This is a genomic window from Paraburkholderia sp. BR13444 (assembly GCF_040948755.1).
Taxonomy (GTDB): Bacteria; Pseudomonadota; Gammaproteobacteria; order Burkholderiales; family Burkholderiaceae; genus Paraburkholderia; species Paraburkholderia youngii.
Window position 1 is genome coordinate 176,747 of sequence record NZ_JBFPKM010000007.1, and the last position, 25,042, is coordinate 201,788.

The 25,042-nt window shown below is 67.3% G+C and carries 25 protein-coding genes; 9 read left to right on the plus strand and 16 right to left on the minus strand.

Annotation, left to right across the window (positions count from 1 at the left end):
* The first annotated feature begins 37 nt into the window (after positions 1–37).
* The 3 genes from AB3X95_RS21165 to AB3X95_RS21175 all read left to right on the plus strand — a co-directional run bounded on the left by AB3X95_RS21165 (position 38) and on the right by AB3X95_RS21175 (position 2,485).
* Complete coding sequence (locus AB3X95_RS21165; RefSeq protein WP_368596210.1) at positions 38–253, plus strand: DUF3311 domain-containing protein; 216 nt, start codon at positions 38–40, stop codon at positions 251–253.
* Positions 250–1,725, plus strand: a complete 1,476-nt coding sequence (locus AB3X95_RS21170) for a sodium:solute symporter (RefSeq protein ID WP_368622453.1) — start codon at positions 250–252, stop codon at positions 1,723–1,725. Before AB3X95_RS21165 ends, AB3X95_RS21170 begins: the two co-directional genes overlap by 4 nt.
* A 109-nt stretch (positions 1,726–1,834) precedes the next feature.
* On the plus strand, positions 1,835–2,485 hold the full coding sequence (locus AB3X95_RS21175; protein WP_368622454.1) for a glutathione S-transferase family protein: 651 nt from the start codon (positions 1,835–1,837) through the stop codon (positions 2,483–2,485).
* 12 nt (positions 2,486–2,497) lie between these two features.
* Here the strand turns inward: AB3X95_RS21175 and AB3X95_RS21180 are convergent, their stop codons facing one another.
* Positions 2,498–3,691: a diguanylate cyclase gene (locus AB3X95_RS21180; protein ID WP_368622455.1), complete on the minus strand. Its 1,194-nt coding sequence runs from the start codon at positions 3,689–3,691 to the stop codon at positions 2,498–2,500.
* Positions 3,651–4,403, minus strand: a complete 753-nt coding sequence (locus AB3X95_RS21185; RefSeq protein ID WP_368622456.1) for a hypothetical protein — start codon at positions 4,401–4,403, stop codon at positions 3,651–3,653. Before AB3X95_RS21185 ends, AB3X95_RS21180 begins: the two co-directional genes overlap by 41 nt.
* Positions 4,404–4,984: 581 nt before the next feature.
* Between AB3X95_RS21185 and AB3X95_RS21190 the strand changes: the two genes are divergently transcribed.
* Entirely contained in the window at positions 4,985–5,701 is a 717-nt protein-coding gene (locus AB3X95_RS21190; RefSeq protein WP_184227426.1) for a hypothetical protein, read from the plus strand.
* A 43-nt stretch (positions 5,702–5,744) separates the two neighbouring features.
* Here AB3X95_RS21190 and AB3X95_RS21195 read toward each other — a convergent pair whose 3' ends face one another.
* The 5 genes from AB3X95_RS21195 to AB3X95_RS21215 form a co-directional block, all read right to left on the minus strand.
* Positions 5,745–6,140: a cupredoxin domain-containing protein gene (locus AB3X95_RS21195; RefSeq protein ID WP_176123799.1), complete on the minus strand. Its 396-nt coding sequence runs from the start codon at positions 6,138–6,140 to the stop codon at positions 5,745–5,747.
* A gap of 36 nt (positions 6,141–6,176) precedes the next feature.
* Positions 6,177–7,121, minus strand: coding sequence for a metallophosphoesterase (locus AB3X95_RS21200; protein WP_176123798.1), 945 nt, complete (start codon positions 7,119–7,121; stop codon positions 6,177–6,179).
* A 172-nt stretch (positions 7,122–7,293) separates the two neighbouring features.
* Positions 7,294–8,253, minus strand: coding sequence for an aldo/keto reductase (locus AB3X95_RS21205; RefSeq protein WP_368622457.1), 960 nt, complete (start codon positions 8,251–8,253; stop codon positions 7,294–7,296).
* A gap of 49 nt (positions 8,254–8,302) precedes the next feature.
* The gene (locus AB3X95_RS21210) at positions 8,303–8,917 is read right to left on the minus strand and encodes an HAD family phosphatase (RefSeq protein ID WP_176367130.1); all 615 of its coding nucleotides are present in this window, start codon (positions 8,915–8,917) and stop codon (positions 8,303–8,305) included.
* A gap of 73 nt (positions 8,918–8,990) precedes the next feature.
* Positions 8,991–10,166: an epoxide hydrolase family protein gene (locus AB3X95_RS21215; RefSeq protein ID WP_368622458.1), complete on the minus strand. Its 1,176-nt coding sequence runs from the start codon at positions 10,164–10,166 to the stop codon at positions 8,991–8,993.
* Positions 10,167–10,284: 118 nt separating this feature from the next.
* Between AB3X95_RS21215 and surE the strand changes: the two genes are divergently transcribed.
* Complete coding sequence (gene surE / locus AB3X95_RS21220) at positions 10,285–11,064, plus strand: 5'/3'-nucleotidase SurE (protein WP_176123794.1); 780 nt, start codon at positions 10,285–10,287, stop codon at positions 11,062–11,064.
* 31 nt (positions 11,065–11,095) lie between these two features.
* On the opposite strand, the gene AB3X95_RS21225 is transcribed toward surE, so the two are convergent.
* From AB3X95_RS21225 to cbiE, 9 genes are all read right to left on the minus strand, one after another.
* Positions 11,096–11,857: a DUF4148 domain-containing protein gene (locus AB3X95_RS21225; RefSeq protein WP_254905990.1), complete on the minus strand. Its 762-nt coding sequence runs from the start codon at positions 11,855–11,857 to the stop codon at positions 11,096–11,098.
* 609 nt (positions 11,858–12,466) lie between these two features.
* Positions 12,467–13,102, minus strand: a complete 636-nt coding sequence (locus AB3X95_RS21230; protein ID WP_176123793.1) for a carbonic anhydrase — start codon at positions 13,100–13,102, stop codon at positions 12,467–12,469.
* A 321-nt stretch (positions 13,103–13,423) separates the two neighbouring features.
* Positions 13,424–13,699 (minus strand): DUF1488 domain-containing protein, encoded by a 276-nt coding sequence (locus AB3X95_RS21235; protein WP_013091756.1) that lies wholly within the window; start codon positions 13,697–13,699, stop codon positions 13,424–13,426.
* Between the two features lie 217 nt (positions 13,700–13,916).
* Complete coding sequence (locus AB3X95_RS21240) at positions 13,917–15,098, minus strand: alpha/beta hydrolase (RefSeq protein ID WP_184227423.1); 1,182 nt, start codon at positions 15,096–15,098, stop codon at positions 13,917–13,919.
* 2 nt (positions 15,099–15,100) lie between these two features.
* Entirely contained in the window at positions 15,101–16,123 is a 1,023-nt protein-coding gene (locus AB3X95_RS21245) for a GyrI-like domain-containing protein (RefSeq protein ID WP_368622566.1), read from the minus strand.
* 175 nt (positions 16,124–16,298) lie between these two features.
* On the minus strand, positions 16,299–17,027 hold the full coding sequence (cobM, locus tag AB3X95_RS21250; protein WP_368622459.1) for a precorrin-4 C(11)-methyltransferase: 729 nt from the start codon (positions 17,025–17,027) through the stop codon (positions 16,299–16,301).
* Between the two features lie 20 nt (positions 17,028–17,047).
* Entirely contained in the window at positions 17,048–17,794 is a 747-nt protein-coding gene (locus AB3X95_RS21255) for a cobalt-precorrin-6A reductase (RefSeq protein ID WP_368622460.1), read from the minus strand.
* Complete coding sequence (locus tag AB3X95_RS21260) at positions 17,791–18,891, minus strand: cobalt-precorrin-5B (C(1))-methyltransferase (RefSeq protein WP_368622461.1); 1,101 nt, start codon at positions 18,889–18,891, stop codon at positions 17,791–17,793. Before AB3X95_RS21260 ends, AB3X95_RS21255 begins: the two co-directional genes overlap by 4 nt.
* On the minus strand, positions 18,891–20,114 hold the full coding sequence (gene cbiE, locus AB3X95_RS21265) for a precorrin-6y C5,15-methyltransferase (decarboxylating) subunit CbiE (RefSeq protein WP_368622462.1): 1,224 nt from the start codon (positions 20,112–20,114) through the stop codon (positions 18,891–18,893). Before cbiE ends, AB3X95_RS21260 begins: the two co-directional genes overlap by 1 nt.
* Before the next feature lie 311 nt (positions 20,115–20,425).
* On the opposite strand from cbiE, the gene cobG reads away from it, so the two are divergent.
* Genes cobG through cobJ form a run of 4 tightly spaced genes read left to right on the plus strand, consistent with a single transcriptional unit; the run spans position 20,426 to position 25,009 of the window.
* Complete coding sequence (gene cobG / locus AB3X95_RS21270; protein WP_368622463.1) at positions 20,426–21,895, plus strand: precorrin-3B synthase; 1,470 nt, start codon at positions 20,426–20,428, stop codon at positions 21,893–21,895.
* Positions 21,888–22,514, plus strand: coding sequence for a precorrin-8X methylmutase (locus AB3X95_RS21275; protein ID WP_184227416.1), 627 nt, complete (start codon positions 21,888–21,890; stop codon positions 22,512–22,514). The genes cobG and AB3X95_RS21275 overlap by 8 nt, the downstream gene beginning before the upstream one ends.
* A 12-nt stretch (positions 22,515–22,526) precedes the next feature.
* Positions 22,527–23,258: a precorrin-2 C(20)-methyltransferase gene (locus AB3X95_RS21280; RefSeq protein ID WP_368622567.1), complete on the plus strand. Its 732-nt coding sequence runs from the start codon at positions 22,527–22,529 to the stop codon at positions 23,256–23,258.
* Positions 23,255–25,009 carry a precorrin-3B C(17)-methyltransferase gene (cobJ, locus tag AB3X95_RS21285; protein WP_368622568.1) on the plus strand — a complete coding sequence of 585 codons (1,755 nt, stop codon included), beginning with the start codon at positions 23,255–23,257 and terminating at the stop codon, positions 25,007–25,009. The genes AB3X95_RS21280 and cobJ overlap by 4 nt, the downstream gene beginning before the upstream one ends.
* Positions 25,010–25,042: the final 33 nt, after the last annotated feature.

The following is a 25,042-nucleotide window of genomic DNA, read 5'->3' on the forward strand; positions in this document are numbered from 1 at the left end:
CAACGACACATAACTACCCGTTCGAGGAGTTGCCCGCATGCTTCTTCGTGTACTTGCCGCGTTGCCGTTCATCGGCATTCTGGTCGGCGTTACGTTTGTCAATCGGGTCGAGCCCATCGTGTTCGGCATGCCGTTCGTGCTGGCCTGGATCGTCATGTGGGTGGTGTTGAGCGCGATCATCATGGCGATCGTCTACAACCTCGATCCGTCCAACCGGCGCGTCGCCGCCAATGGCGAGGAGGTTCGCCCATGAGCGCACTCGTCATCATCGCTGCCGTTACGCTGTTCGCGCTGTTCCTCGGCGTGCGCGCGAGGCGCGGCCACGACATGAGCCTCGAGCAATGGAGCGTGGGCGGCCGCAGCTTCGGCACCGCGTTCGTGTTCCTGCTGATGGCCGGCGAAATCTATACGACCTTCACGTTCCTCGGCGGCAGCGGCTTTGCATACGGCAAGGGCGCACCGGTCTACTACATCCTCGCGTACGGCACGCTCGCGTACATCCTGTCGTACTGGATGCTGCCGCCGATCTGGCGCTACGCGAAAACGCACCGCCTCGTCTCGCAGCCGCACTTCTTCACGCGCAAATACGAAAGCCCGGCGCTCGGCACGCTGGTCGCGCTGGTCGGCGCGGCCGCGCTGATTCCGTATCTGGTGCTGCAATTGAAGGGCCTCGGCATCATCGTCGCGACCGCGTCTTATGGCGTGATCTCGTCGACGGCGGCGATCTGGATCGGCGCGATCGTCGTGACCTCCTACGTGATCGTGTCGGGTGTGCGCGGCTCTGCATGGAACTCGGTGGTCAAGGACCTGCTGATCCTCGCGATCGTGCTGTTCCTCGGCATCTATCTGCCGCTGCATTACTACGGCGGCTTCGCCGCGATGTTCCGCACCATCGACGCCGCCCGTCCCGGCTTCCTGACCTTCCCGGCGCACGGTTCGAGCGTCGTATGGTTCCAGTCGACCGTGCTGCTGACCGCGCTCGGCTTCTTCATGTGGCCGCATACGTTCGGTTCGATCTTCACGGCGAAGGACGAGCGCATCTTCCGCCGCAATGCCGCGATCCTGCCGCTCTATCAGCTGATCCTGCTGTTCGTGTTCTTCGTCGGCTTCGCGGCGACGCTGCGCGTGCCGGGTCTGAAGGGCGCCGACATCGACCTGTCGCTGTTCCGCCTGTCGCTGCAGACGTTCGATCCGTGGTTCGTCGGCGTGATCGGCGCGGCCGGCATCCTGACCGCGCTGGTGCCGGGCTCGATGATTCTGACCTCGGCCTCGACGCTGCTCGCCAACGACGTCTATCGCGGCATGGTGAACCGCAACGCGTCGGATGCGTCGGTCGCGATGATCGCACGCGTCCTCGTGCCTATCGTGGCGCTGGTCGCGGTCTTCTTCACGCTGAACGGCGGCGAAACCATCGTCGCGCTGCTGCTGATGGGCTACAGCTTCGTCACGCAACTGTTCCCGGCCGTGATCTGCAGCCTGTTCCCGCGCAACCGCGCGACGAGGCAAGGCGCGTTCTGCGGGATCGTCACCGGCGTCGCGGTGGTCACGCTGACCACGACGCTGCACTGGAGCGTCGGTCAACTGATGCCGTTCCTGCCCGAGGCGCTGAAGGACGTCAACATCGGCTTCCTCGCGCTCGCGGTGAACGTGATCGTGTTCGTGATCGTCAGCGCGGTGACGCAGCCGAGCGCGGCCGAGCAGGAGAAGCACGCGTCGGCGCATTGAAAGACAGCTAGCGCCTGATGCATCTGAAGGGGCTGTTCGCTTCGGCGACAGCCCCTTATTCTTCCGGTTCACGGTTCGACCGCTCATCCCTCGACCCACGGAGCCCGACATGTCCTACGTTCTCTACTACTCGCCCGGCGCGGCCAGCATGCCCGTGCACTGGATGCTGCTCGAAATGGGCGTGCCGTTCGAAGCGCGCCTCGTCGATATCGACGCGGGCCAGCAGCACGATCCCGAGTATCTGCGTTTGAATCCGGCCGGACGCGTGCCGACCCTGGTCGTCGATGGCGTGCCCCGGCATGAATCGGCCGCGCTGCTGATGCTGCTCGCCGAGCGCCACGCCGACGCCGGGCTCGCGCCCGCGCCGGGGTCGGCCGCGCGCGGCGAATGGTTCGAATGGATGATCTACCTCGCGAACACGCTGCTGCCCGCGATGCGCGACTGGTTCTACGCCGGCAGCGACGGCGACCCGGCCGGCGCCGACGCGGTGCGCGCGCTCGCGCAACGCCGCATCGAAGCGGCGTGCGAGCGGCTCGACGCGCATTTCGCCGGCGGCCACGCGTACCTCGCGGGCGACAAGCTCAGCACCGCCGATCTGCTCGCGCTCGTGCTGATGCGCTGGACCCGCAACATGCCGCACCCGGCGACGGTGGGCTGGCCGCATCTCGCGGGCTATATCCGCATGCTGCGCGCGCGGCCGGCGTTCATCGAACTCAATGAGCGCGAGAAGCTGACGGAGTGGCGCAACGAGGCTCAGTGACGCTCGACAGGTTCACATCGTCGCTTCCCTGCCCGTCTGCGCCGCGAACGCGAAACCGTTCTTGCCGTCGCGCTTGACCTGATACATCGCGGCATCGGCGGCGGCGATCAGACGGCGGTGATCGTCGACATCGTCGGGATAGCTCGCGATGCCCACGCTCGCGCGCACGCGGCCGATTCCCATCTGCTCGTCGGTCTCGACCACGCAGGCCATCAGCCGGCGCGCGATCTCGGCGAGCTCGTCATCGCCGGCGAAGGTGCGCACCAGCACCGCGAACTCGTCGCCGCCGATGCGCGCGACCAGATCGCCTTTGCGCACCGACGCGCGAAACCGCGCGGACACCGCGGCGAGGAATTCGTCGCCGGTGCGATGCCCGAACGAATCGTTGACCTGCTTGAAGCCGTCGAGATCGATATAGAGCACGGCGAGGCGCGGCTCGACGGCCGCGGTCCGCGCGTTTCTGGCGGCGGCGTCGAGCGCGCCGAGCAGCTTGCGGCGGTTCGACAGGCCGGTCAGCGAATCGTGCAGCGACGCCAGTTCGAACTCGTGCGACTGCCCCGCGAGCTGGCGGTTGCGCTTCGCGTACATGCCGAGCGCCGTGATCAGCATGCAGAACAGCAGCGCGGCGAGCGCGATCAGCGTGCGCGCGACGTGCGCGACGCGCAGCCGCACGTCGGCGCTCGACGCGTCGCGTTGCGCGCGCCAGTAGGCCGAGACGCTGCCGAGCACCGCCGCGACGGCTTCGGGCGTCGCCTGGGCCGGTGACATCGACGGAATGGGCGGCGCCGGCGACGGACTCGCGTTGATGAGCGCCGCGAGCGACGCGAAACGCCGCGCGAGTTCCGCGCGCGCCGCATCATAGGCCGGCACGAACGACCCGTCGTGGCTGGCCGGAGTGTTGGCCATGTGCTGCCACGCGGCCAACTGTTCGCGCGCGCTGTCGACGCGCCCGGCGGCTTCGAGCACGAGGCCCGCGTACTCCTGCTTCAGCTGATCGGAAAACACCGTGCGGATCTGCATCGCCACATACAGCAGGCCGAACAGCAGACACAACAGCGCGGCCACGGCGACGCTCGCGGGCCCTGGCCGGAAGCGCCACACCGGCCCGCGCGCGCGTGCGGCGCCGCGCAGCCCCGCTTGCCCCGCTGACCCGGCGACCCCGTGCTCAGGGATGGGAGTAGGGATCTTGCTGTCGGCCGTTGTCATGTTGACGATAGCTCACGCGTCGAAAGAACTGTCCGATCCGCGCAAACAGACCGCCGTTGTGCTGCGACGACGCGCGCCGCTCCTGCTGCGCGACGCGTGTTTCTTTCGCATGTTGACTGCCCGCGGGCTTCGCGGTCGAATTCGCGACGTGCCGCATGGAGCGCGGCGGTGGCGTCGGAACAATCGGGGCGGTGGGTGGGTGGTCCGACAGACCCGCCGACAGATCCCCCGAGGTATCCACCGGTGCATCGGCCAGCGCGGCGGTGAGATTCGACTCGGGCGTACTCGGGTGGACCTGCCCGGACCACACGGCCGGGTTGGTGTCCTCGAAGCCGCCGTTCGAGCCGGCCGTTGCGAGCGCGACGTCTGACGCGGTGGGGTGGGTGGCTGACTGCGCGATGGCGGGCGTGGCGGCCTCCTGCGGCGCGTGCGCGACGGCTACTGTCGGCACCGCGGGCGCCGATGAACCGAGCGCCTGGCGTGCGCCCGCAATGGCATCCGCGTAGGTCTGCTGATCCTGGTTGAACCAGACGCCGTAGGCGACGGTACCCATCACGCCAAAGGTCAGCGCGCCGGCCGCCGCGAGGCATAGCGCGAGGCGGCCGAAGCGCGGCGGCGGGACGCCCGATTCGTCCGTGCCGTCGGGTTCGAAGGAGGAACGGCCGTCCGTTGTGGAATGACGCAAGTCGGTATCGTCGGGATCGGTAGCCATCGCAATACGCTCCGGGTATGCCACTTCCTGCTGACCAGCTGGCGCCCTGACGAGCCGCCGCGTAAGCCGCGCTCGCGGGCTGCCGCCGCACGCAATGCTCAATGAATGTAATCCTGTCGCGAACCGCCGACAACACAGCAGCGTTGCGTTTCCGCGTCGCTTCCAGGGTGTTTCGAACGACGCCGCCGGACACCGCGTGAGTTGGCAAAAAAGTGCGCAAAGCTGGTAAAAACTCCAACTCCGCTAATCGCTCGACAGCCAGCCGCGCGCCTGCCGTCACCGCGACGCCCGATGCGACACAGGTTCCGCGAAACGCGCCATCGGGGTGGCCGTTTCGCACGCAACAACCGCGCCTGAACGCGCACTCATGCGCGACCCCGACAGCGCCGTTTGAAACCCTCGTGGGATTGAGCGCCGCGCGCCCTTAAGCGGCATCTCGCGAACCTGATAGCGTGCGAATTCCCGAAACCGTTCGCGCCCGGTGGTAAGGTCACCTGCGCGCATGTCGCGAACGCGCGCCGTGCCTGACGCGGCCCGGCCTGACGCGGCCCAGCCCCACCTCATCGGTCAGCATGAGAATCATGTCGAACAGGTATCAGCACCAACCCCTCACGCCGCTGCGCCGTGCGCTCGCGCGCTTTTCTCTTTCGGAAACCGCCAGGTACACGAAGCTGACGCTCGGCCTGTGGATCGGTTTCGGCATCCCGTACCTGCTCGGTTTTCCCGACGCGGCGGTGCCGCTCGCCGGTTCGACGATGCTGACGCTGGCGCTCGGTAGCTCGATTTCGGCGGCGCGAAGCTACTTCTACAAGCGGGTGTTTTCCAACGTGGTGGCGATGCCGATCGGCACGCTGCTGATCTGGCTGAGCACGAACCTGAAGCAGGCTCACCTGCTGCTGAAGACCGACCTCGAGCAGGCGTGGGTGTCGCCGCATCTGAAGCGCAACGCGGCAAGGCTGCCGATGTTCGCGTGCTATCAGGAGACTTTCGATTCGCTGGTCAATTTTCTGGAAACGATGGACACGTTTCACGATCAGTTCGCCGCGCTCGATGCCGCGTGGCGCGAAATGTTTCTCGCGCGGCTCGCGCGGCTCGTCAGCGCTCACCGGCAACTGGCCGAGGCGGCGGACCTGCGCGTCGAGCGTCCGCCGCTCGACGCCCCGCCTCTGCATATCGAGGACCTGCGTCAACTGACCGAGGACCTGCCGGCGTCGAACGTGTTTACGAGCGTGTACCTCGGACATCTGACCGGCTACGGGATTCTGCTGTGCCGGTTGAGCGAGCTGCATACCGCGTGAGCGGCGCGGGTTGCCAGGTTCGCCTCGCCGCTCATGGCACCGCTCATTGCACGGTAATGGTGGCCCTCATGTTCGGATGAATGCCACAGAAGATCTTGTACACGCCCGGTTTATCGAATTTGAATTGATAGGTGTCGTTCTGATCGAGCGCGGCCGAGCGGAACAGCCCCGCGTCGTTGACCACGGTGTGCGGCTCGCCGTCGAGATTTTTCCATGTGACCGTCGTGCCCGCCTTGACGGTCAAATCCGTCGGCGTGAAATTAAAGTTTTTCATGAACATCGCGTTAGGTGTCGCCGCGACGGTCTGCTGCTGCGCCGGCTTCATCGGCATCTGCATCGGCATGGTGGTTTGCGCGAAGCCGAGCTCCGCCGACATCGCCAGAATCGCGGCACTGCCGAGCGCAACTGCGAGTACTCGGCCCATCAGGTTGGTTGGCATCATTGATCTCCTCGAGCGTAAAAGTAGCGCGTGCGCTCAGGCGAGCGTCGTGTCGTCGAGCGTCGCCTTCAGCGGATGACGCGCGATGCTGACGCTCGTCACGCCGAGCATCTTCGGCAACTGGTCGCTCGCGACCTTCAGCGGCCCCGGGCCTTCGCCCTGGCCGGCGGTCGGTTGCGGATAGGCGGTCGAGCGCGCGGTATGGAACGTGACGTTGCCTTCGACCTTCGTCACGATCTGGTGAATGTGACCGTTCAGCACCGTCACCGAACCGAAGCGCTTCAGATAGTCCATCGCCTGTCCCGCGTCACCCGTGCCCCAGCCCCACGGCTCGTAGATCGTCCACATCGGCATGTGCGCGAACACGACGACCGGGGTGCTCGACGTGCGGCCTTTCAGATCGTTTTCGAGCCATTCGAGCTGCTCGCTGCCGAGACCGCCGAGGCCATTCGGCTTGAAATGCATCACGTTGACGAGGCCGACGAAATGCACGCCCTGATGATCGAAGCTGTAATAGCCGCGGTTATCCGACGCCTTGCCGAATCGGTTGAAGTACTCGGTGCCGGGGCCGTCGGTGACGTCATGCTCGCCGGGGACCGTGTGCAGCTCGGTGATCTTCAATCCCGACATCAGCTGCGCGGCCAGATCGAATTCCGCGGGCTTCGACAGATGCGTGATGTCGCCGGTGTGAATCGCGAGCGGCGGCCGCGACGGCATCGCGTTGACGTAATCGATCGTCTGTTTCAGCGTGCCCGCGACGTCGGGATTCGCTTCCTTGTTGAAGCCGATATGCGTGTCGCTGATCTGCAGGAAAAGCGGCGTACCCGCGGCGGGCGTCGCGGTGTTCGCGTCGGCCGCGAGCGCGAGTTCGACCGGCGTCAGCACGCCGCCCGACAGCATGAACACGGTGCCCAGGCCACCGAACGCAAGACACTTCAGCGCGCCGCGACGCGCCGGATCGAATGAATGTTGTGACGACATGATGACCTCACGATAGGGATTCGCCGAACCGAACCCGGTTCGTGAGGCATGACTGTCGTGTGGCGGGTTTTATTCCCGTGTCGTGCGGCGTTTGCGGGACGCGGCGCGTGTATGTGAATAGAAAGCAGCCCGTAAACGCCGTGACGGATTGTGCAATGGATTGCGCATCACGTCAGCCGCCGACCGCCGCGACGATCCGCGCGCGCATCGCGGCGTCGGGCAGCGGTCCCGATCCCGCGCGCACGTTGTCCGCCATGTATTGCGGCCGGCCGGTGCCGGGAATCACAACCGTCACCGCAGGCTGCGCGAGCACGAATTTCAACAGAACCTGCGCCCAGCTCGTGCAGCCGATTTCGGCGGCCCATGCGGGCAGCGGCGTTTTCATCACGCGCGCGAGCAAACCACCGCCGCCGAACGGCTGATTGATCACGACGCCGATGCCGAGATCGGCCGCGAGCGGCAGGATGCGTTGCTCGGCCGCGCGATCGTCGGCGGCGTAGTTGATCTGCACGAAGTCGGGCTTCTCGCTGCGCATCACCGCCGCGACCTCGTCGAACGCGCTCGACGTGTAATGTGTGATGCCGAGATAGCGAATCCGGCCGCGCGCTTTCCAGTCGCGCAACGTCGCGAGCTGCGTGCGCCAGTCGAGCAGATTGTGGATCTGCATCAGATCGACATGCGGCTGCTGAAAACGCCGCAGCGATTCCTCCATCTGCGCGATGCCGGCTGCGCGTCCCTCGGTCCAGACCTTGGTGGCGACGAAGGCCTTGCGATGCGCGTCGAGCTGGGTGAGCAGCGCGCCCGCGACCGCTTCCGACGAACCGTACATCGGCGAAGAATCGATCACCGAGCCGCCCGCTTCGAACAGGATGCGCAGCACGTCGGCGAGCTGAGCGCGCGCGGCGGCATCGTCGCCGACGTCGAAGGTGCGCCACGTGCCGCAGCCGATCACGGGCAGCGCTTCGCCGGTGGACGGGATCGCGCGGCGGTTCATGCGGGGTAAGGAGGCACCGGATTGCGCGGGTGTTTTAGTCTGTGCGGACGTGACGCGCGACCACGCGAGTGTTGCCGGTAATCCGAGCGCCGCGCGCAAAAAGCGGCGGCGGTGAGCGTGGTTCGACGCAAGTGCCATAGCGGTTATGGTGCCCTCGTGCGTGGAAGTTCGACCGTCATCGCAGCGGCTAAAGCACACCCCGCCGCGCGAATTCGACCGCCAGGCCATCCGCGTCGACGAACCGGTAGGCCTGCAACCCAGCCGCGAGCGCGCCGTCCACGTTGGCCTCGCTGTCGTCGATGAACAGCGTCTCCGTTGGGGCCGCGCCGAGCCGTTCGACGCAGCGCAGATAGGTTTGCGCGGCGGGCTTCGCCGCGCCGAACACCGCCGACGAATACACGTGCGGCCCGAACAGCCGCGCCACGGGCGGATTCAGATAAGCGATGTGGTCGGTCAGCAGGCGGCAGTTGTTGGTCAGTATCGCGATGCGGCAACGCTGCGCCGCGCGCGACGCCAGCGCGAGCGCCGCTTCGTTCGGAGTGATCGACGCGAGCCGCGCGTCGAGCCATTCGGCGCGGCTCACCGGATAACCGAGCAGCGCGCCGAGTTCGCGCAGATATTCGTCGTCGCTGATTTCGCCGCCGTCGGCGCGCGCCTCGAGTCCCGAGCCCCAGATCGCATGACGCACGGTCTCTTCCGCGCAGCCCGCGATCGCCGCGAGACGCTCGACACGCGCGGCGCGGTCGTAGTGCGACAGCACACCTTCCAGGTCGAACAGAAGCAGCGTGACGGGTGCGCTCATGCCGTCGGTCTCCGGGGTTGAAGTTTGCGCCGCGCGCCGTTCGCCATGCGCTTTTTGCGCGCTACGCTGCGGCCTAACGTGTTTTCTGCCGCAACGGCCTGAAGAACTTGCGAATCTCGGCCGCCAGCAACTCTGGCTTTTCCATCGCCGCGAAGTGCCCGCCGGCCGGCATTTCGCTCCACTGCACGACGTTGAAGGTTCGTTCGAGCCAGCTGCGCGGCGGATGATTGATCTCTTTCGGAAACAGCGCGAAGCCGACTGGCGTGTCGATGCGCTCGCCGTCGGTGAAACGCATCGGCTGCAGGCGGTTTTCCCAATACATCTGCATCGCCGGGCCGATGCACTGCGTGAACCAGTACAGCGAGATATTGGTTAGCAGCTCGTCGATCGAGAACACGCTTTCGACGTCGCCGTCGCAATCGCTCCACGCGCGAAACTTCTCGCCAATCCATGCGGCGAGTCCCACCGGCGAATCGTTCAGCGACGCGGCGACGGTCAGCGGTTTGGTGCTGTGCTGATGCGCGTAGCCGCCTTCGAGTGCGGCCCAGTCGTTCTTCTCGCGCAGATAGTCCCGCTCGGCCGGGGTCAGCTCCCGCTGCGCCGCGCCGATCGCCGGCTCGTAGGAACTCGGCAGGAAGTTCAGGTGGATGCCGTCGACCACCCGCGGATGATGCGCGGCCAACGCGATCGACACGCCCGCGCCAAGATCGCCGCCCTGCGCGCCGAAGCGCTCGTAGCCGAGCCCGCGCATCAGCGACACCCACAGGTCCGCGACCTGGAACGCGGACATGCCGGCCTGCGCGGGCGCAGGCGAAAACGCGAAGCCCGGCAGCGACGGCGTGACGACGTCGAAGGCGTCGGCGGGATCGGCGCCGAACGCGGCCGGATCGCACAACTGATCGAGCAGCGCGTGAAACTCGAAGAACGAACCGGGCCAGCCGTGCGTGATCACGAGCGGATAAGCCTGGAATCCCGGTGTGACGCTCGCGGCGCGCCGATGCGCGAAGTGCACGGTCTGGCCGTTCACGTCGGCGAGAAATTGCGGCAGCTGGTTCAACTTGCGTTCGGCCGCGCGCCAGTCGAACTGCCCAGCCCAATAGGTCGCGAGTTCGCGCAGCCAGGCCGGGTCGGCGCCCTGCTGCCACGCGGGCGCGGGCGTCGCGGGCGCCCAGCGGGTCGCACGGATGCGTTGGCGCAAATCGTCGATGTCCTGATCGGCGATCGCGATCTCAAACGGGTCGATCTGCATGGCGGGTCGTCCTGGGTCGGTTAGCGGCTCAACGTCATCGTACGCGCGTCGAATGAAAGCCGGATAATGGGTGTCCCTTCCCTACGATCCATTGACCGACCCACAGGAGATTGAATCGATGTCCGCTTACGAATCCAAGGTGCCGCGCGTGCTGCTGACGAACGACGACGGTATCGACGCGCCCGGCCTCGCCGTGCTCGAAGCGGTTGCCGCCGAGCTCGCGCACGAAGTCTGGGTGGTCGCGCCCGAGCACGACCAGAGCGGTACGTCGCATTCGATCAGCCTGCATTCGCCGCTGCGCGTGAGCCGCCAGGGCGAACGCCGTTTCGGCGTGACCGGCACGCCCGGCGATTGCGTCGTGATGGGCGTGCGTCATCTGATGCGCGAGGCGCCGCCGACGCTGGTGCTGTCCGGTGTCAATCGCGGCGGCAATCTCGGCATCGAAACGATGTTCTCGGGCACGGTCGGCGCGGCGATGACGGGGCTGCTGCTCGGACTGCCGTCGTTCGCGCTGAGCCAGGTATTCACCGATCGCGAGCGCGTGCGCTGGGAAACCGCGCGCACGCTCGCGCCCGGCGTGATCCGTCAGTTGCTCGCGATCGAGCATGCGGCGCCGACCTGCCTGAACATCAACTTCCCGGACGTCGATGCAGCCGATGCCGGTCCGCTGACGCCGACCCGCCAGGGCGTCGGGCTCGTCAGGGACATCGAGGTGCTGCCGGAAGTCGATCCGCGCGGCATCGCGTACCACTGGCTGCGCTTCGATCGCGGCCCGCGCGAGAACGACGCCGACAGCGAAACGGCGACGGTCGCGGCGGGCCGCGTATCGGTCACGCCACTGGCGTTCGATCGCACCGACGAGACCACCTTCGCGCGGCTCGCCGCGTCGTTGATCTAAAGGTTGATGGGACGCGGCGCGGGGCCCTGTTTCAGTGCGCTCCAGGTCCCGACGGTGCGGGTCTGCCGAACGCGGGCATCGTGCCGTTCTCTCTCGCGCGCACGAGTTCGGCCTCTACCTCGGCGCGGGTTTTGGGGCCGCTGTTGGCAACCGCTTGAGTCGCGGCCTCGCTGCTCTGCCCCGCGCGCGGCATCGACCACGCCGATTCGACGCCTTGCGTTGCATGTGGCGGCGACGGCCGCGCCTCTAGCATCACGCCAGCCGCTTTCTTGCCGGAGCGCTCGGCAGTAGAACTTTTTCGGTAGCTGCTGCCCCGTGCATGAGTACCCGATGTCGTCACAGCGCTTTGCGCTGAATGCGGTTTCGTCGTGGTGCCCGATGCAATCCGGCTATGGTGTGCGCGCACGGTCTTTGCCGCGGGCGGCGCCTGGGTCCGGTTCGAGGTGACCGCGGGCTGTGGCGGCAAATTCGTCGGCTGCGGCTGCGGTTGCACCTGCGGTTGCGGCTTGTTCGACTCCCGCGCGAACTGCAGCGCCGCGATGGCCAGTGCGTCGCCCGCCTGCGCTCCGATCGACGCGGCCGGCTGAGACCGCAGCGCAGTCACGTCGTCGCGCAGCGCATGGTGCCGCGTCGGCGCCGCGCCCGTCGCGCCGACACCCCGTTCGCCATCGGCGACGAGGCTCGCGTCCCGGCCGGACGACCAGTCGTTGTCCAACTGCGACACGTAGGCCCCAATCGTCACCGCGCCGAAGACGAGGCCCGTCAACACGATCATTCTCGGTTCGCTGTACAAGGCACGCTCCCCATTCCGACAGTTCGACGACCCATTAGTCAAAGTGTCGGCGATCCGAAGGACAGTGTTTTCCTTTTTAGACCCAACAACTGACGAATCGGCGGATCTGGTCGTGGGTGTGTCCGAATCCGACGGGTATTCTTCTGTGCAAACGGGCCCTGTAATCGGAGTCCCAAGCAAGTTTTCCTGCGCCTTTCGCGACCCTGTTCTCAGCGGGACGCGAAGCCGGCTCAAACGAGCGGCCCTTCCTGGGATTTGCCGCGCATCGCGACGGCAACCGAACTGCCGACGATCAACGCGATACGATCAAGGTCGAGTACATGCACGGCAGCGGAGCGGCGAGCATGCATCTGTTGTGGTCGAACCCGGCTGCGAAGAGCCCTGATGTGTTGAAGGTCGTGCCGTCGGATTCGCTGGTGACGTCGAGCTGACAGGGATGGTCGTGCCGGGCGGCGCGGTGGGATCGACGCCGCGCCACGGCGCCGGCCAACCCTCAAAAACAACGCGGCGCACCGGAAAATCCGTTGCGCCGCGTTCATTTTTAGGCAAGGCTTTTAGCAAGCTCGGGCTGTTGATTTCTCAAAGCAAAACCCCGTTTCAAATGCCACGTCAACCCGCATAAATTTCCGGATTCTCTGTAAGCGACAAAAAGTTACCGGTATTCCCATCGAGCGCGAGCATTTCGCCGCTTTCGATATCGAAGATCCAGCCATGCAGCCGCAGCGTCTTGTTCACGAGTCCGACCGCCACCGACGGATGCGTGCGGATATTGGCCAGCTGCGCGATCACGTTGTCCTTGACCAGCGCCGCGAGACGCTCCGCATCCGAGCAATAGTGACGCGACGCGTTGATCGCTTTCGCCGCATCCGCGTGACGCAGCCAGCTCGCGACCGCCGGCATGTGCTCAAGATTCGTGCAGGACGAGATCGCCGTCATCGCGCCGCAGTTCGAATGGCCGCAGATCACGATGTCGGTCACGCCGAGCACGGCGATCGCATATTCGACGGTTGCCGACACGCCGCCCGGCTCCGGGCCGTACGACGGCACGATGTTGCCCGCGTTGCGGATCACGAACAGTGAGCCCGGCTCGGTCTGCGTCAGCAGTTCCGGCACCACGCGGCTGTCCGAACAGGTCACGAAGAGCGTGCTGGGATTCTGCGCAGTCGATAAACGCTTGAAGAGCGCGCTTTGCTGTGGAAAGACCTCGCGTTGAAAGCGGATCAGACCTTCGATGATTTCCTGCACGATTTTCTCCAGAGAATCGAAGAGACGGATTTAAAGTTTGCCGCGACTATACCGCAGCCTTTCACTCGTCGCGCGAATCACCGTGCTAATCGTCGGACGCTCCAGCGTCGAATTGCCAGCGAAATAATGGTGTGCCTGGACGCGCCCATAAAAAAAGACCCGGCTGCCGGCAGCCGGGTCCAACTCTCTCGCTCACACGCATGAAGCAATGTGTGCGTCGATACTGTAGCCGCGCCGGCGTCGCGGATATAGTCGCCGCGGTGGAAGAGTCCTTTCCACCGCGGCGCGAATCAGTTGACCCGATACGCGCAAGCGGGCCGCTCAATCGAAGTCGCGCGTTTCGAGTTCCACGGACCGTCCCCCGTTGCGTTCGAGCACCCGCCGCGTAGCATTTTCAATGCGGGCGCGGTTCGCCTCGAACGTTCCCACCAGATCGTGAGCCGACGGGGCGCCGTTGCCGAGGCTGCCGTTGCCGAAATGGTCATTGAGCGCGTCGAGCGACACGCTGCACCATACGTCCTTCCCGTCCACATTGGCCTCGTAGGCGACGCGCGCAGCAGCCACCACTTCCCGCCGTCCGGTGAATTCGATCCTCATGATTGTCCTCCGTGTGTCAAAGGGAAATCCGAATACGCAACGCTCATGCCCAAACCGGCCGGCTGGCCGGCTGCGCTGGCGCGAGCGCATTCTGCGCAAGGTGCATACACCTGAGCGGCCGTCACGCGCGGCCGCGCCGATGCGCCGCAGCAAGGCCTCCTCCGGGCCGTCGACGCAGTCAACATACCGATACTACGCCCTTCATGTCCCGCGATACTCAATCTTCACGCCCGCGCGCCGGCAGCGTCGCCGCGAAGAAATCACGTACCTGTGCCGCGGTTCGCGCATGAATCGCGGCGCGATCGACGCCCGGCCCGTCCTTGCAGATCGGCGCCAGACGCTCCATCAGCTCGGGCTCGCACACATCCATGAAGGTGTAGTGCGAGGCGCCCGGCACCATCGTCACCGTCGCTTGCGGCATGAAGCCCGCGATGCGATGAATATTGGTGTTGACGGGCGCCGTCGTGTCCGCCTCGCCCGCGAGCAGCGCGACCGGAATCGTCACTTCCTTGAACGACGAACTGTTGAACGCCTCGCCGAGCGCGGGCGCAATCGCGAACGCCGCCTTGACGCGCGGATCACGATACGAGTCGCCCGAACGCGCGCGCGATGCATTCGTTTCGGCCGATAGCCCGTCGACCGTCAACGCCGGCGCGTCCGGCGCGTGCGCGAGACTCGCGGCTTCGGGCGGTGAGCAGATCGCATCGGCTTCGGGCGACGTGCAAAAACGCTCGAACGCCGCGCGATCGGTACGTGCGCCCGCGACTTCGAGCACCGTGTAGCCGCCGAGCGAAAAGCCGAGCGCGCCGATCCGCGTCGTGTCGATGCGCGGACCGAAACGCGGGTCCGCGAGCACGCCGTCGAGCACTTCGCTCAAGTCGGTCGCACGCTCCCACCAGAGGATGAACCCGTCGCGCGTGCGCGGCTCCAGCGCGTTGTTGCCCGGATGATTGACGCCCGCGACGATATAGCCCTGCGCGGCCAGCGACGCCGCGAGCCAGTCGAGACTGTCCGCGCTGCCGCCGGTGCCATGCGACAGCAGCAGCAACGGGTACTTCGGCTGCGCGGTGGACAGCGGCGCATCGTCGGCGGCGGCGTGGCCGACGAACATCGGATGGCCGGGCGCGCCGATATCGTGTGGCGTCTCGGCTTGCGTCGCATCGGCCGGATACCAGATGCGCGTGATCAGCGCCTGCGTTTGCGCGCCGCGCCAGTTGCGGGCCACGTCGGGATGAAACACGCGGCTCGTCTCGCCGACATGCCAGTCGGCGGATGCGGTTCGCGCGTCGGCATGCGCCGGCGACGCAGCCCACATCGCGCCGCCCAGCGCCCCCGACAACGCCACGCTCAACGACACCACCACCGCGCTCGACAGCGCGGCACAGCTTCGACGCATCATGGTTAGTCCTCGCGAATGGGGAGCAGCAGATCGGTAATGCAGGGGTGCAGCGCGCCGCGATCGGGCGCGCTTCGATACAGTTCGAGCCCCGGCCGCTGATCGCGCCGGTAGCCGCTGCGGGGCAGCCAGCCGCTGTACAGCGCCCTGAAAGTCGGCGAGATCAGCGCATAAGGACCGACGAGGCGATGCACCGCGTACAGCCCGCCTTCGAGGCGCAGCGGCTCGATGCCCGGTGGCGGCCCCGCAACACGCGAGCGTTGCGCGGCATCGTCGAGCCGCCGCATCGCATCGCTGAACGCCGCCGGCGACCCCGCGACGACTCCCGCGTGGTAGCAAAGCCCGCCAGCCATCGACGGATCGGGCGCGCAGATGCCGACGCGCTGTTGCAACACCGGGTTCTCGTCACAGCGCAACGTCGTCATCAGCGTGTGGAAGGTCTGGCCGATCGTCACGACCGGGCCGTCATGGCGAAGGCATAGCACGTCGAGCGGCGCGATCTCGATGACTTCGACGGATGGTAATGCGGGCGTGCTTTGGTTTTCAGCGTATTCGTCGCGGCTGCCGTCAACGCCTATGCAATCGCCTTCGCGATGCTGCGCGATGCGCGCATGCGCGGTTCGCCGCGTCCGCGCCAAAGCCGCCGAAGCCGCCGAAGCCGCCGAAGCCGCCGGATTCCCCACCAGATGCCGCTGCCGGGTCCTGAACTCGCTCGGCGACACGCCGGCGAAATCGCGAAACGCACGCGCGAACGCCTGAGGGCTGTCGTAGCCAGCGTCGTGCGCGACCGCCGTGACTTGCGCGGCGTCGGTCAGCCGCTGCGCCGCCTCGGCGAGCCGCAGACGCTTGACGGTATCGACGACGCTCTCGCCCATCAACGCGCGATAAATCCGGTGGAAGTGGTATGGCGACATATGCGCGACGGCCGCGAGGCTGTCGAGCGTGTGTCGCGCGCCGGGTTCGACCAGAATGGCCTCGACCACGCGAGCGATCCGTCGACGGTAATCACGTTCGGTGCTGGGCTTCATCATGGCGCCACGATAGCGGTCTGCGCGCCGCGTGGCGGTGCAGAACTTGCGGATTTTCGCGCTTTTGCGCTTTCGCGTTTTGCCAGGAAACGGGCGGACAGGCTCGCGCGCTGCGTCACATTATGATCGACAACGCACGCCGCTTTCCGGCACCCAAGAGGCTGTCACGGCGCCGTCAACTGCCGCTCCCATACAGCGTCGAATCGGCGAAACCTTCGGCGGCCAGCACCTGCCCGACCAGAATCAGCGCGGTGCGCTCGATCGCGCTGCCCTGCACTTTCGCGACGATATCGTCGAGCGTGCCGGTGATCTTTTCCTCGTCGGGCCAGCTCGCACGATAGATCACCGCAATTGGACACGCGCCGCCGTAATGCGGCCGCAATTCATCGACGATGCGAGCAAGATGCCGCACGCCGAGGTGAATCGCCAGCGTCGCGCGATGCCGCGCGAGATCGGCCAACTGCTCGCCTTCCGGCATCGACGTTTTGCTCGCGTAGCGCGTGAGGATCAGCGTTTGCGACACGCCGGGCAGCGTCAGCTCGCAGCCGAGCGCCGCCGCGCATGCGGCCGTCGCGGTCACGCCGGGTACGATTTCGTAAGGAATGTCCAACTCGCGCAAGCGGCGGATCTGCTCGCCGATCGCACCGTACAGCGACGGATCGCCCGAATGCACGCGCGCGACATGCTGGCCCTTCGCGTGTGCCGCCGCCAGCAGCGCGACGATCTGGTCGAGATCAAGTTCCGCGGTATTGATCACCTGTTCGGCGCTATGACCTTCGAGCACCGCCGCCGGCACCAGCGACCCCGCATACAGGATCACCGGACAACTGCGCACGAGACGCTGCCCTTTCACCGTGATCAGTTCCGGGTCGCCCGGACCCGCGCCGATAAAAAACACTGTCATTCAGTACTCCAGTTATTTGCTCACTGATCCGAAGCCGAAGCCGAATCCACCTGCGCGGGCAACGCATCGAGAAGATCGGCAACGCTGCCAAACTCGCGATCGACGTCGGGCAACACCGGCCGTCGCAGCATGATCACCGGCAAGCCGCGTTCGCGCGCAACGTCGAGCTTGGCCTCGGTCGCGCCGCCGCCGCTGTTCTTGCTGACGACGACGTCGAACGCCTGCAGCGCGAACAGCGCGCGTTCGCCGTCGAGCGTGAACGGTCCGCGCGCGGCGAGGATGCGCGAGCGCGCGGTGTCCGGATGCGAATCGAGCACGCGCACGGTCCAGAATTGATACGGCGGAATCTCGTCGAGATGCGCGAGCGGTTCGCGTCCGAGCGTGAATAGCGGCCGTCTGAAAGGCGCGAGCGCATCGATCAGTTCGTTCCAGTCATCGACCATGCGCCAGTCGTCGCCGGCTTGCGGCTGCCACGCCGGACGCCGCAACGCCCAGCACGGCACCTTCGCGACGCGACACGCCTCGACGGCATTCGCGCTGATCCGCGCCGCGTACGGATGCGTCGCGTCGATCACGAGGCCGATCGCTTCGCTTGCGAGGTAACGCGCCAGCCCCTCACTGCCGCCGAAGCCGCCGACGCGCACCGCGCACTTCAGGTCGTCGGGCACCTTGCCGAGCCCCGCGAGACTGTACACATGCGCGCGACCGAATTGGCGCGCAATCTTCAGCGCATCGCCGGTGCCGCCGAGAAGCAGGATGCGGGTCATCGGGCGACTCCGACGAACTTGCCCTGCCGGTCGATCGCAAAAATTTCGACGCTGACCTGCGGCGGCACGATACCGCGTGCAACGGCCAACGCGTGCTGACAGACGATATCGCCGAGCGGCACCTGTTGCGCGTGCGCGAGCGCGAGCGCCTGCTGGCTCGTGTTGGCCGCGCGCATCGCCGCTTGCAGCTCGGCGTCGGCGCCATGCTGGGCGGCCCAGCCGGCGAGTTGTTCGAGATCGATGCTGGAGTTGCGGCTATGCAGGTCGAGATGGCCGGCCGCGAGCTTGCTGAGCTTGCCGAAGCCGCCGCAAATGCTCAGACGCTCGACCGGCGCGCGCTTCACATGCTTGAGCACCGCGCCGACGAAATCGCCCATTTCGATCAGCGCGATATCGGGCAGGCCGTAGTGCGCGCGCATCGCGTCCTCGCTCGCGTTGCCGGTGCAAGCGGCCACATGCATGTAGCCGTTCGCGCGCGCAACGTCGATGCCCTGATGAATCGACGCGATATACGCGGAACACGAAAACGGCCGCACGATGCCGGTCGTGCCGAGTATCGACAGTCCGCCGACGATGCCGAGCCGCGGGTTCATCGTTTTCAGCGCGAGCGCCTCGCCGCCTTCGACGCCGATCGTCACTTCGAAGCCGCCGTGATACGCGTGGCGCGCGGCGAGTTCGTCGAGGTGCTGCGTGATCATCTGGCGCGGGACCGGATTGATCGCCGGTTCGCCGACCGCCAGCGTGAGCCCCGCGCGCGTGACCGTGCCGACGCCCGGCCCCGCGCGAAAAATCACACCGGGCTCGGGCACGAGGCGCACGCGCGCGAACAGGAGCGCGCCATGCGTCACGTCGGGATCGTCACCGGCATCCTTGATCGTGCCGGCTTCGGCGATCCGCTCGCCGTCCGTCTCCGCGAGACGGCAGAACGTGAGCCGCATCGGCACATGCTGGCCCTTCGGCAACACGATCTCGGCGACCTCGCTGACCTCGCCCGCCAGCAGCAGACGCGCGGCCGCCAGCGACGTTGCGGTCGCGCAGCTGCCAGTCGTATAGCCGCTGCGCAGCGGCGCCGGCTGTTCGGGGGTTTCGTCGCGCATCACGAATCGGCTGACGGTTTGGCGGGTTTGGTCACGTCGAGCAGCGTGATCGGCAACGCCTGGCGCCATGTATCGAAGCCGCCCAGCGGTTGCGCGTGCGCGAGCGCGATGCGTGTCAGCGTGCCGCCATGCTGCTCCCGCCACGCGGCGAGCACCGCCTCGCCTTGCAGCGTGACCGCGTTCGCGACGAGCCGCCCGCCGTCGCGCAATTGCGCCCAGCAGGTGTCGAGCACGTCCGGCACCGTCACCCCACCGCCGATGAACACCGCATGCGGCGCGGGCAGCCCGCGCAACGCATCCGGCGCGCGGCCGGCCACGAGTTGCAGACCGGGCACGCCCAGAGCATCGCGATTCTGTTCGATGAAGCGCTGCCGCGCGTCATTCGCTTCGATCGCGATCGCGCGACAGGTGGGATGCGCGCGCATCCATTCGATACCGATCGAACCGCTGCCCGCGCCGACGTCCCACAGCAACTCACCGGGCGCGGGCGCGAGGCGCGCGAGCGTGATGGCGCGCACGTCGCGCTTGGTCAACTGGCCGTCGTGGATAAAGGCGTCGTCGGGCAGGCCGCAGGTCAGCGGCAAACGCGGTGCTTGCGCGGACGCGCGGCAGTCGAGCGCAATCAGATTGAGCGCGGCCATCTCGCCGGCCGGCCATTGATCGGCGCGGCCATCGACGCGCCGTTCGCGTTCGCCGCCCAGATGTTCGAGTACCGTCATGTGAGTCGCACCGAAGCCGCGCGCATCGAGCGAGGCCGCCAGCGCCGCAGGCGTGCGCCCGTCCGCGCTCAGCACGAACAGACGCGCGCCGTCATGCAGATGCACATTCAGCACGGCAAGCGGCCGGCCCACCAGCGACACGGTCGCGACATCCTGCAACGGCCAGCCGAGCCGCGCGGCCGCGAGCGACAGCGACGACGGCGCGGGCAGCACGCGCAATTCGCCGGCCGGCAACTGCCGCGCGAGCGTCGCGCCAACGCCGAACAGCATCGGGTCGCCGCTCGCGAGCACGCACACCGCATGCGGACGCTCGGCGAGCAACGGCGCGAGATCGAACGGACGCGGCCACGCGGCACGGCGCGCGGCGAGCCGCGCGGGCAGCATCGCCAGATGGCGCTCGCCGCCGTACACGACCGACGCGCCCAGCAACGCACGCCGCGCGGGCCGCCCCAAACCGGCGAAGCCGTCGTCGCCAATGCCCACTACGGTCAGCCATGCCGGCATGCATCCATCCTCATCAGTTGCGTCGATTTTTGAGCGATTGCACCGCGCCGCGTCATGCATGCGGCTGCGCGCAAGCTCGGACCGCGGGTTGCGAAAGTCCGCATGATACCGCCGCCATGCGGCCCGCGGGTCCGCGGCACGGCGCCGTGCGTCGCGATCGGCGGCATCGCGCGATGGCCGGCAAACAGGCGCTGCGGCCATTGCGTAAAGATATAATGGCCGCTTTCATTGCCCACGGTCAGCCCGAAGCGCTTTTCGGCCGCATGGTTCACGCCGGCCCTCATCGGGCAGCATGCAGCGAGGCCGCCACCATGCCGTCGCGCGACGCTAAACCCGGTGCCCCATTGAATCGAGCTTCGCCTCCCACCGTTTCGTCCCACGCGGTCACGACACCGCGGTCCTCCGCATGTCCGGGGTTGTTGCGCATCGTCCCCGCGCGCGACGGCGGCATCTGCCGCATCAAACTGCCCGGCGGCGTGCTGAGCGCGGCGCAGGCACACGCGATCGCCGATGCGAGCACGCTCTATGCGAACGGCGTCGCCGAGTTGACCAATCGCGCGAATCTGCAACTGCGCGGCGTGCGTAGCGGACACGAAGCTCCGTTGAGCGCGGCGCTGATTGGCGCGGGGCTTGGACCGTCCACCGCGAACGACCCTCACACCACCGTCCCCACCGCGCTCAGCTACGCCGACGACGTCCGCAACGTGATGATCAGCCCCGCCGCCGGCCGCGATCCGCACGCGCTGATCGACACGACGCCGCTGTGCGCGGAGCTGCTCACGCTGCTGCAAAGCGATGCGCGTTTCGCCGCTTTGTCGCCGAAATTCGCGCTGCTGCTCGACGGCGGCGAACGACTCGCGCGAGTCGATCATCCGCATGACGTGTGGCTCGCGGCGTCGGCGGAGGAACAAGGCGTGCGCTTCGTGTTCGGCCTCGCGGGGTGCCCCGGCTCGACAGGCAATAAAGCGAACGCCGGCGACGATCCCGATGCCGACGGCACGGGCGCCCTCGCGGCCGTCCCGCCGTCGCACGTGCCCGCGCTCGTGCGCGCATTGCTGCACACGTTCCTCGACCTCGCCGCCGCCGACGCGACCCGCATGCGCGACCTGCTCGCCACGCACTCCGCCGATGCGGTGCTGCGACACGCGCAACGCTACGTCGATTTCCCGCTCGCGCGCGACGCATCGCTGCGCCGCTGGCAACGCCACATTGGCGCCGACGCATCGCTGCGGCTTGGCGCGCACGCACAGCGCGGCGACGGCATGTGGCACGTCGGCGGCCAGCCACCGCTCGGCCGAATCGACGCGGCCACACTGCACGGCCTTGCCGCGCTCGCGCAACGACAAGGCAACGGCATGCTGCACGCAACGCCGTGGCAAAGCGTACTGCTGATCGACATCGCGACGAACGCCGTGCCCGCCGTGCTCGCGAAGCTGAGCGCACTCGGCCTCGCCTGCGATCCCGCGCAGGCCATCACGCATGTGATCGCCTGCGCCGGTTCGGCCGGCTGCGCGAAGGGCCTCGCCGACACCAAGACCGACGCGCTGCAACTCGCCGAACGCTTACCCGCAGGCGTCGACGTGCATCTGACCGGCTGCCCGCGCTCGTGCGCGGCCGCGCATCGCGCGCCGTACACGCTGCTCGCGGCCGCGCCCGGCCGCTACGACCTTTATCGACGCGACGACCGCCCCGGTTTCGGCCAATGCGTCGCGCCCCAACTGACGATCGACGAGGCCGCCGCGCTGCTCGCGCGCCTCGCCCGGAGTACTCCACATGCTTGATTACATTCGCGACGGTCAGGAGATCTATCGCCAATCGTTCGCGACGATCCGCGCCGAAGCCGACCTCGCGCGCATCCCCGCCGACCTCGAAAAACTCGCGGTGCGCGTGATCCACGCGTGCGGCATGGTCGACGTGATCGACGACCTCGCGTTCTCCGCCGGCGCCGGCAGCGCGGGCCGCCGCGCGCTCGCGCAAGGCGCGCCGATCCTGTGCGACGCGGGCATGGTCGCGCAAGGCATCACGCGCGCGCGGCTGGCCGCGAACAACGAGGTGATCTGCACGCTGACGCACCCGGACGTGCCCGCGATGGCGCGCGAGATCGGCAACACGCGCTCGGCCGCCGCGCTCGAATTGTGGCGCCCGCATCTGGCGGGCAGCGTCGTCGTGATCGGCAATGCGCCGACCGCGCTGTTCCATCTGCTCGACATGCTCGATGCCGGCGCGCCGAAGCCCGCGCTGATTCTCGGCTTTCCGGTCGGCTTCGTCGGCGCGGCGGAATCGAAAGCGGCACTCGCGCAAAACAGCCGCGGCGTCCCCTATGTGGTGGTGCACGGACGGCGCGGCGGCAGCGCGATGGCCGCCGCCGCGGTCAACGCGCTTGCGACGGAGGTCGAATAAATGACGAGCCAGATAACGAGCCGCGGACGGCTATACGGCATCGGTGTCGGTCCCGGCGACCCGGAGTTGCTGACGTTGAAAGCGCTGCGGCTGCTGAAAGCGGCGCCGGTGGTCGCATATTTCGTCGCGAAGGGCAAGAAGGGCAACGCGTTCGGCATCATCGAGGCGCATCTGCACGACGCGCAGCAGCATCTGCCGCTCGTCTATCCGGTCACGACCGAAGCGCTCGAACCGCCGCTGTCGTACGAAGCGATCATCGCGGACTTCTACGACACCGCCGCCGAAGTCGTCGCCGGCCATCTCGACGCGGGCCACGACGTCGCCGTGGTCTGCGAAGGCGATCCGTTTTTCTACGGCTCGTACATGTATCTGCACGACCGGCTCGCGGCGCGCTACGACAGTGAGGTGGTGCCCGGCGTGTGCTCGATGCTCGGCGGCGCGGCGGTGCTCGGCGCGCCGCTCGTGTATCGCAACCAGAGCTTGTCGGTGCTGTCGGGGGTGTTGCCCGAAGACGAATTGCGCCGCCGTCTGGCCGATGCCGACGCGGCGGTCATCATGAAACTCGGCCGCAACTTCGACAAGGTGCGGCGCGTGCTCGACGAACTCGGACTCGCGCAGCGCGCGCTGTACGTCGAACGCGCGACGATGCGCAATCAGCGCATCGTGCCGCTCGCCGAGGTCGATCCGATGGCGTCGCCGTATTTCTCGCTGCTGGTCGTGCCGGGGCAGAAATGGCAAGGATGAACGCGCCCGCGATCGTGATTCTCGGTACGGGCGCGCTCGCGACGGCGCGGCGGATTCAGGCGCTGTATGTCGAGCGTGGCGCGCATGCCGCGGCCGGCGTTGCCACGGCATGTCGGGTCCACGCGCTGCAAGGCCGGGTCGAGGCCGACGTGTCGTACAGCGAACTCGGCGCGCATCTGCGCGAGCTGTATGCGCGCGGCACGCCGATCGTCGCGTTGTGCGCGGCCGGCATCGTGATTCGCTGCCTCGCGCCGCTGCTGTCGAACAAAGGCGCCGAGCCGCCGGTGCTCGCGGTTGCCGAGGACGGCAGCGCGGTCGTGCCGCTGCTCGGCGGCCTCGCGGGCGTCAACCTGATGGCGCGCGACATCGCCGCCGCGTTGGCCGTGCAGCCCGCGATCACGACGAGTGGCGAACTGCGCTTCGGCACCTGCGTGCTCAATCCACCCGATGGCTATGCGCTCGCCGATCTCGGCCAGGGCAAGCGCTTCGTGTCGGATCTGCTCGCGGGCGAAAGCACGCGCATCGAAGGCGACGCCCCGTGGCTCGACGACGCGCAACTGCCGCGCTCGGACTCGGCGCGTCTCGCGATTCGCGTGACGCCGCTCGCGTGGGATGGGCGCGAAGACGAGCTCGTGATTCATCCGCGCAGCGTGGTGGCGGCTGTCGTCAGCGACGATGCCGACTGCGCCGATGCGATCGTCGCACGCGTGCGTGCGGCACTGAGCGCGCACGGTCTCGCGATGCTTTCGCTCGCGGCCTTGCTCGCGCCGTCGCCGAGCATGGCCGACCCGGCGCTCACGCAAGCGGCACGGCTTCTCGATGTGCCGCTACGTTTCGCCGATGCCAGCGCCGAACCGGGCGAATCGAGCGCCGCACGCTTGCTGCATACCGCGCTACGCGTCCCCCATGAAACGCTGCACGACGACGCATACCCGAACGTCGCGCTCGCCCTCTCCTCACTCGCCATCGACCCGGCGACGCTCGGCCGCCCCCGCGGCCGTCTGACCGTGATCGGCCTCGGCCCCGGTTGTGCCGAACTGATGGTCCCGGCCGCGCGCACCTCGTTGAACGAAGCGACCGACATACTCGGCTACGACACCTACGTGAAAATGGCTGGCCCGCTGCGCGCCGATCAGCGTGTGCACGGCACCGACAATCGCGAGGAATTGCAGCGTGCGCGGCACGCGTTCGAGCTCGCGAGCGAAGGCCGCTCGGTCGTGATGGTGTCCTCGGGCGACCCCGGCGTGTTCGCGATGGCGGCCGCCGTGCTCGAAGCGCTCGAAGCTTCGCGCAACGACGCATGGGCCGCCGTCGAACTATCGATCGTGCCGGGCGTGTCGGCCGCGCTCGCGACCGCCGCGCAGGCCGGCGCCCCGCTCGGCCACGACTTCTGCATGCTGTCGCTGTCGGACAATCTGAAGCCGTGGACGATCATCGAAAGTCGCCTGCGCCATGCGGCGCAAGCCGATCTGGTGATGGCCTTCTACAACCCGATTTCGCGCGCGCGTCCGTGGCAACTCGACAAGGCGCTCGATATCGTGCGGGAATATCGCGCGCCATCGACCCAGGTAGTGCTTGGGCGCGATATCGGCCGGCCCGGTGGCACGCTGCGCACGCTGACGCTCGGCGAGCTGCGCTCGGCCGACGTGGATATGCGCACGATGATGATCGTCGGGTCGTCGCTGACGAGAAAATTCGCTTGCGGCGACAACGGCGCGCAGTGGGTGTACACGCCGCGGTGGTACGAGTAAGCGGGCCGTACCGGGTGGTGCCAGCCCGCTCCG

Coding starts and splice junctions, on each gene's coding strand:
- AB3X95_RS21165 (WP_368596210.1), top strand. CDS start 38: ATGCTTCTTCGTGTACTTGCCGCGTTGCCGTTCATCGGCATTCTGGTC.
- AB3X95_RS21170 (WP_368622453.1), top strand. CDS start 250: ATGAGCGCACTCGTCATCATCGCTGCCGTTACGCTGTTCGCGCTGTTC.
- AB3X95_RS21175 (WP_368622454.1), top strand. CDS start 1,835: ATGTCCTACGTTCTCTACTACTCGCCCGGCGCGGCCAGCATGCCCGTG.
- AB3X95_RS21180 (WP_368622455.1), bottom strand. CDS start 3,691: ATGACAACGGCCGACAGCAAGATCCCTACTCCCATCCCTGAGCACGGG.
- AB3X95_RS21185 (WP_368622456.1), bottom strand. CDS start 4,403: ATGGCTACCGATCCCGACGATACCGACTTGCGTCATTCCACAACGGAC.
- AB3X95_RS21190 (WP_184227426.1), top strand. CDS start 4,985: ATGTCGAACAGGTATCAGCACCAACCCCTCACGCCGCTGCGCCGTGCG.
- AB3X95_RS21195 (WP_176123799.1), bottom strand. CDS start 6,140: ATGCCAACCAACCTGATGGGCCGAGTACTCGCAGTTGCGCTCGGCAGT.
- AB3X95_RS21200 (WP_176123798.1), bottom strand. CDS start 7,121: ATGTCGTCACAACATTCATTCGATCCGGCGCGTCGCGGCGCGCTGAAG.
- AB3X95_RS21205 (WP_368622457.1), bottom strand. CDS start 8,253: ATGGCACTTGCGTCGAACCACGCTCACCGCCGCCGCTTTTTGCGCGCG.
- AB3X95_RS21210 (WP_176367130.1), bottom strand. CDS start 8,917: ATGAGCGCACCCGTCACGCTGCTTCTGTTCGACCTGGAAGGTGTGCTG.
- AB3X95_RS21215 (WP_368622458.1), bottom strand. CDS start 10,166: ATGCAGATCGACCCGTTTGAGATCGCGATCGCCGATCAGGACATCGAC.
- surE (WP_176123794.1), top strand. CDS start 10,285: ATGTCCGCTTACGAATCCAAGGTGCCGCGCGTGCTGCTGACGAACGAC.
- AB3X95_RS21235 (WP_013091756.1), bottom strand. CDS start 13,699: ATGAGGATCGAATTCACCGGACGGCGGGAAGTGGTGGCTGCTGCGCGC.
- AB3X95_RS21240 (WP_184227423.1), bottom strand. CDS start 15,098: ATGATGCGTCGAAGCTGTGCCGCGCTGTCGAGCGCGGTGGTGGTGTCG.
- AB3X95_RS21245 (WP_368622566.1), bottom strand. CDS start 16,123: ATGAAGCCCAGCACCGAACGTGATTACCGTCGACGGATCGCTCGCGTG.
- cobM (WP_368622459.1), bottom strand. CDS start 17,027: ATGACAGTGTTTTTTATCGGCGCGGGTCCGGGCGACCCGGAACTGATC.
- AB3X95_RS21255 (WP_368622460.1), bottom strand. CDS start 17,794: ATGACCCGCATCCTGCTTCTCGGCGGCACCGGCGATGCGCTGAAGATT.
- AB3X95_RS21260 (WP_368622461.1), bottom strand. CDS start 18,891: ATGCGCGACGAAACCCCCGAACAGCCGGCGCCGCTGCGCAGCGGCTAT.
- cbiE (WP_368622462.1), bottom strand. CDS start 20,114: ATGCCGGCATGGCTGACCGTAGTGGGCATTGGCGACGACGGCTTCGCC.
- cobG (WP_368622463.1), top strand. CDS start 20,426: ATGCCGTCGCGCGACGCTAAACCCGGTGCCCCATTGAATCGAGCTTCG.
- AB3X95_RS21275 (WP_184227416.1), top strand. CDS start 21,888: ATGCTTGATTACATTCGCGACGGTCAGGAGATCTATCGCCAATCGTTC.
- cobJ (WP_368622568.1), top strand. CDS start 23,255: ATGAACGCGCCCGCGATCGTGATTCTCGGTACGGGCGCGCTCGCGACG.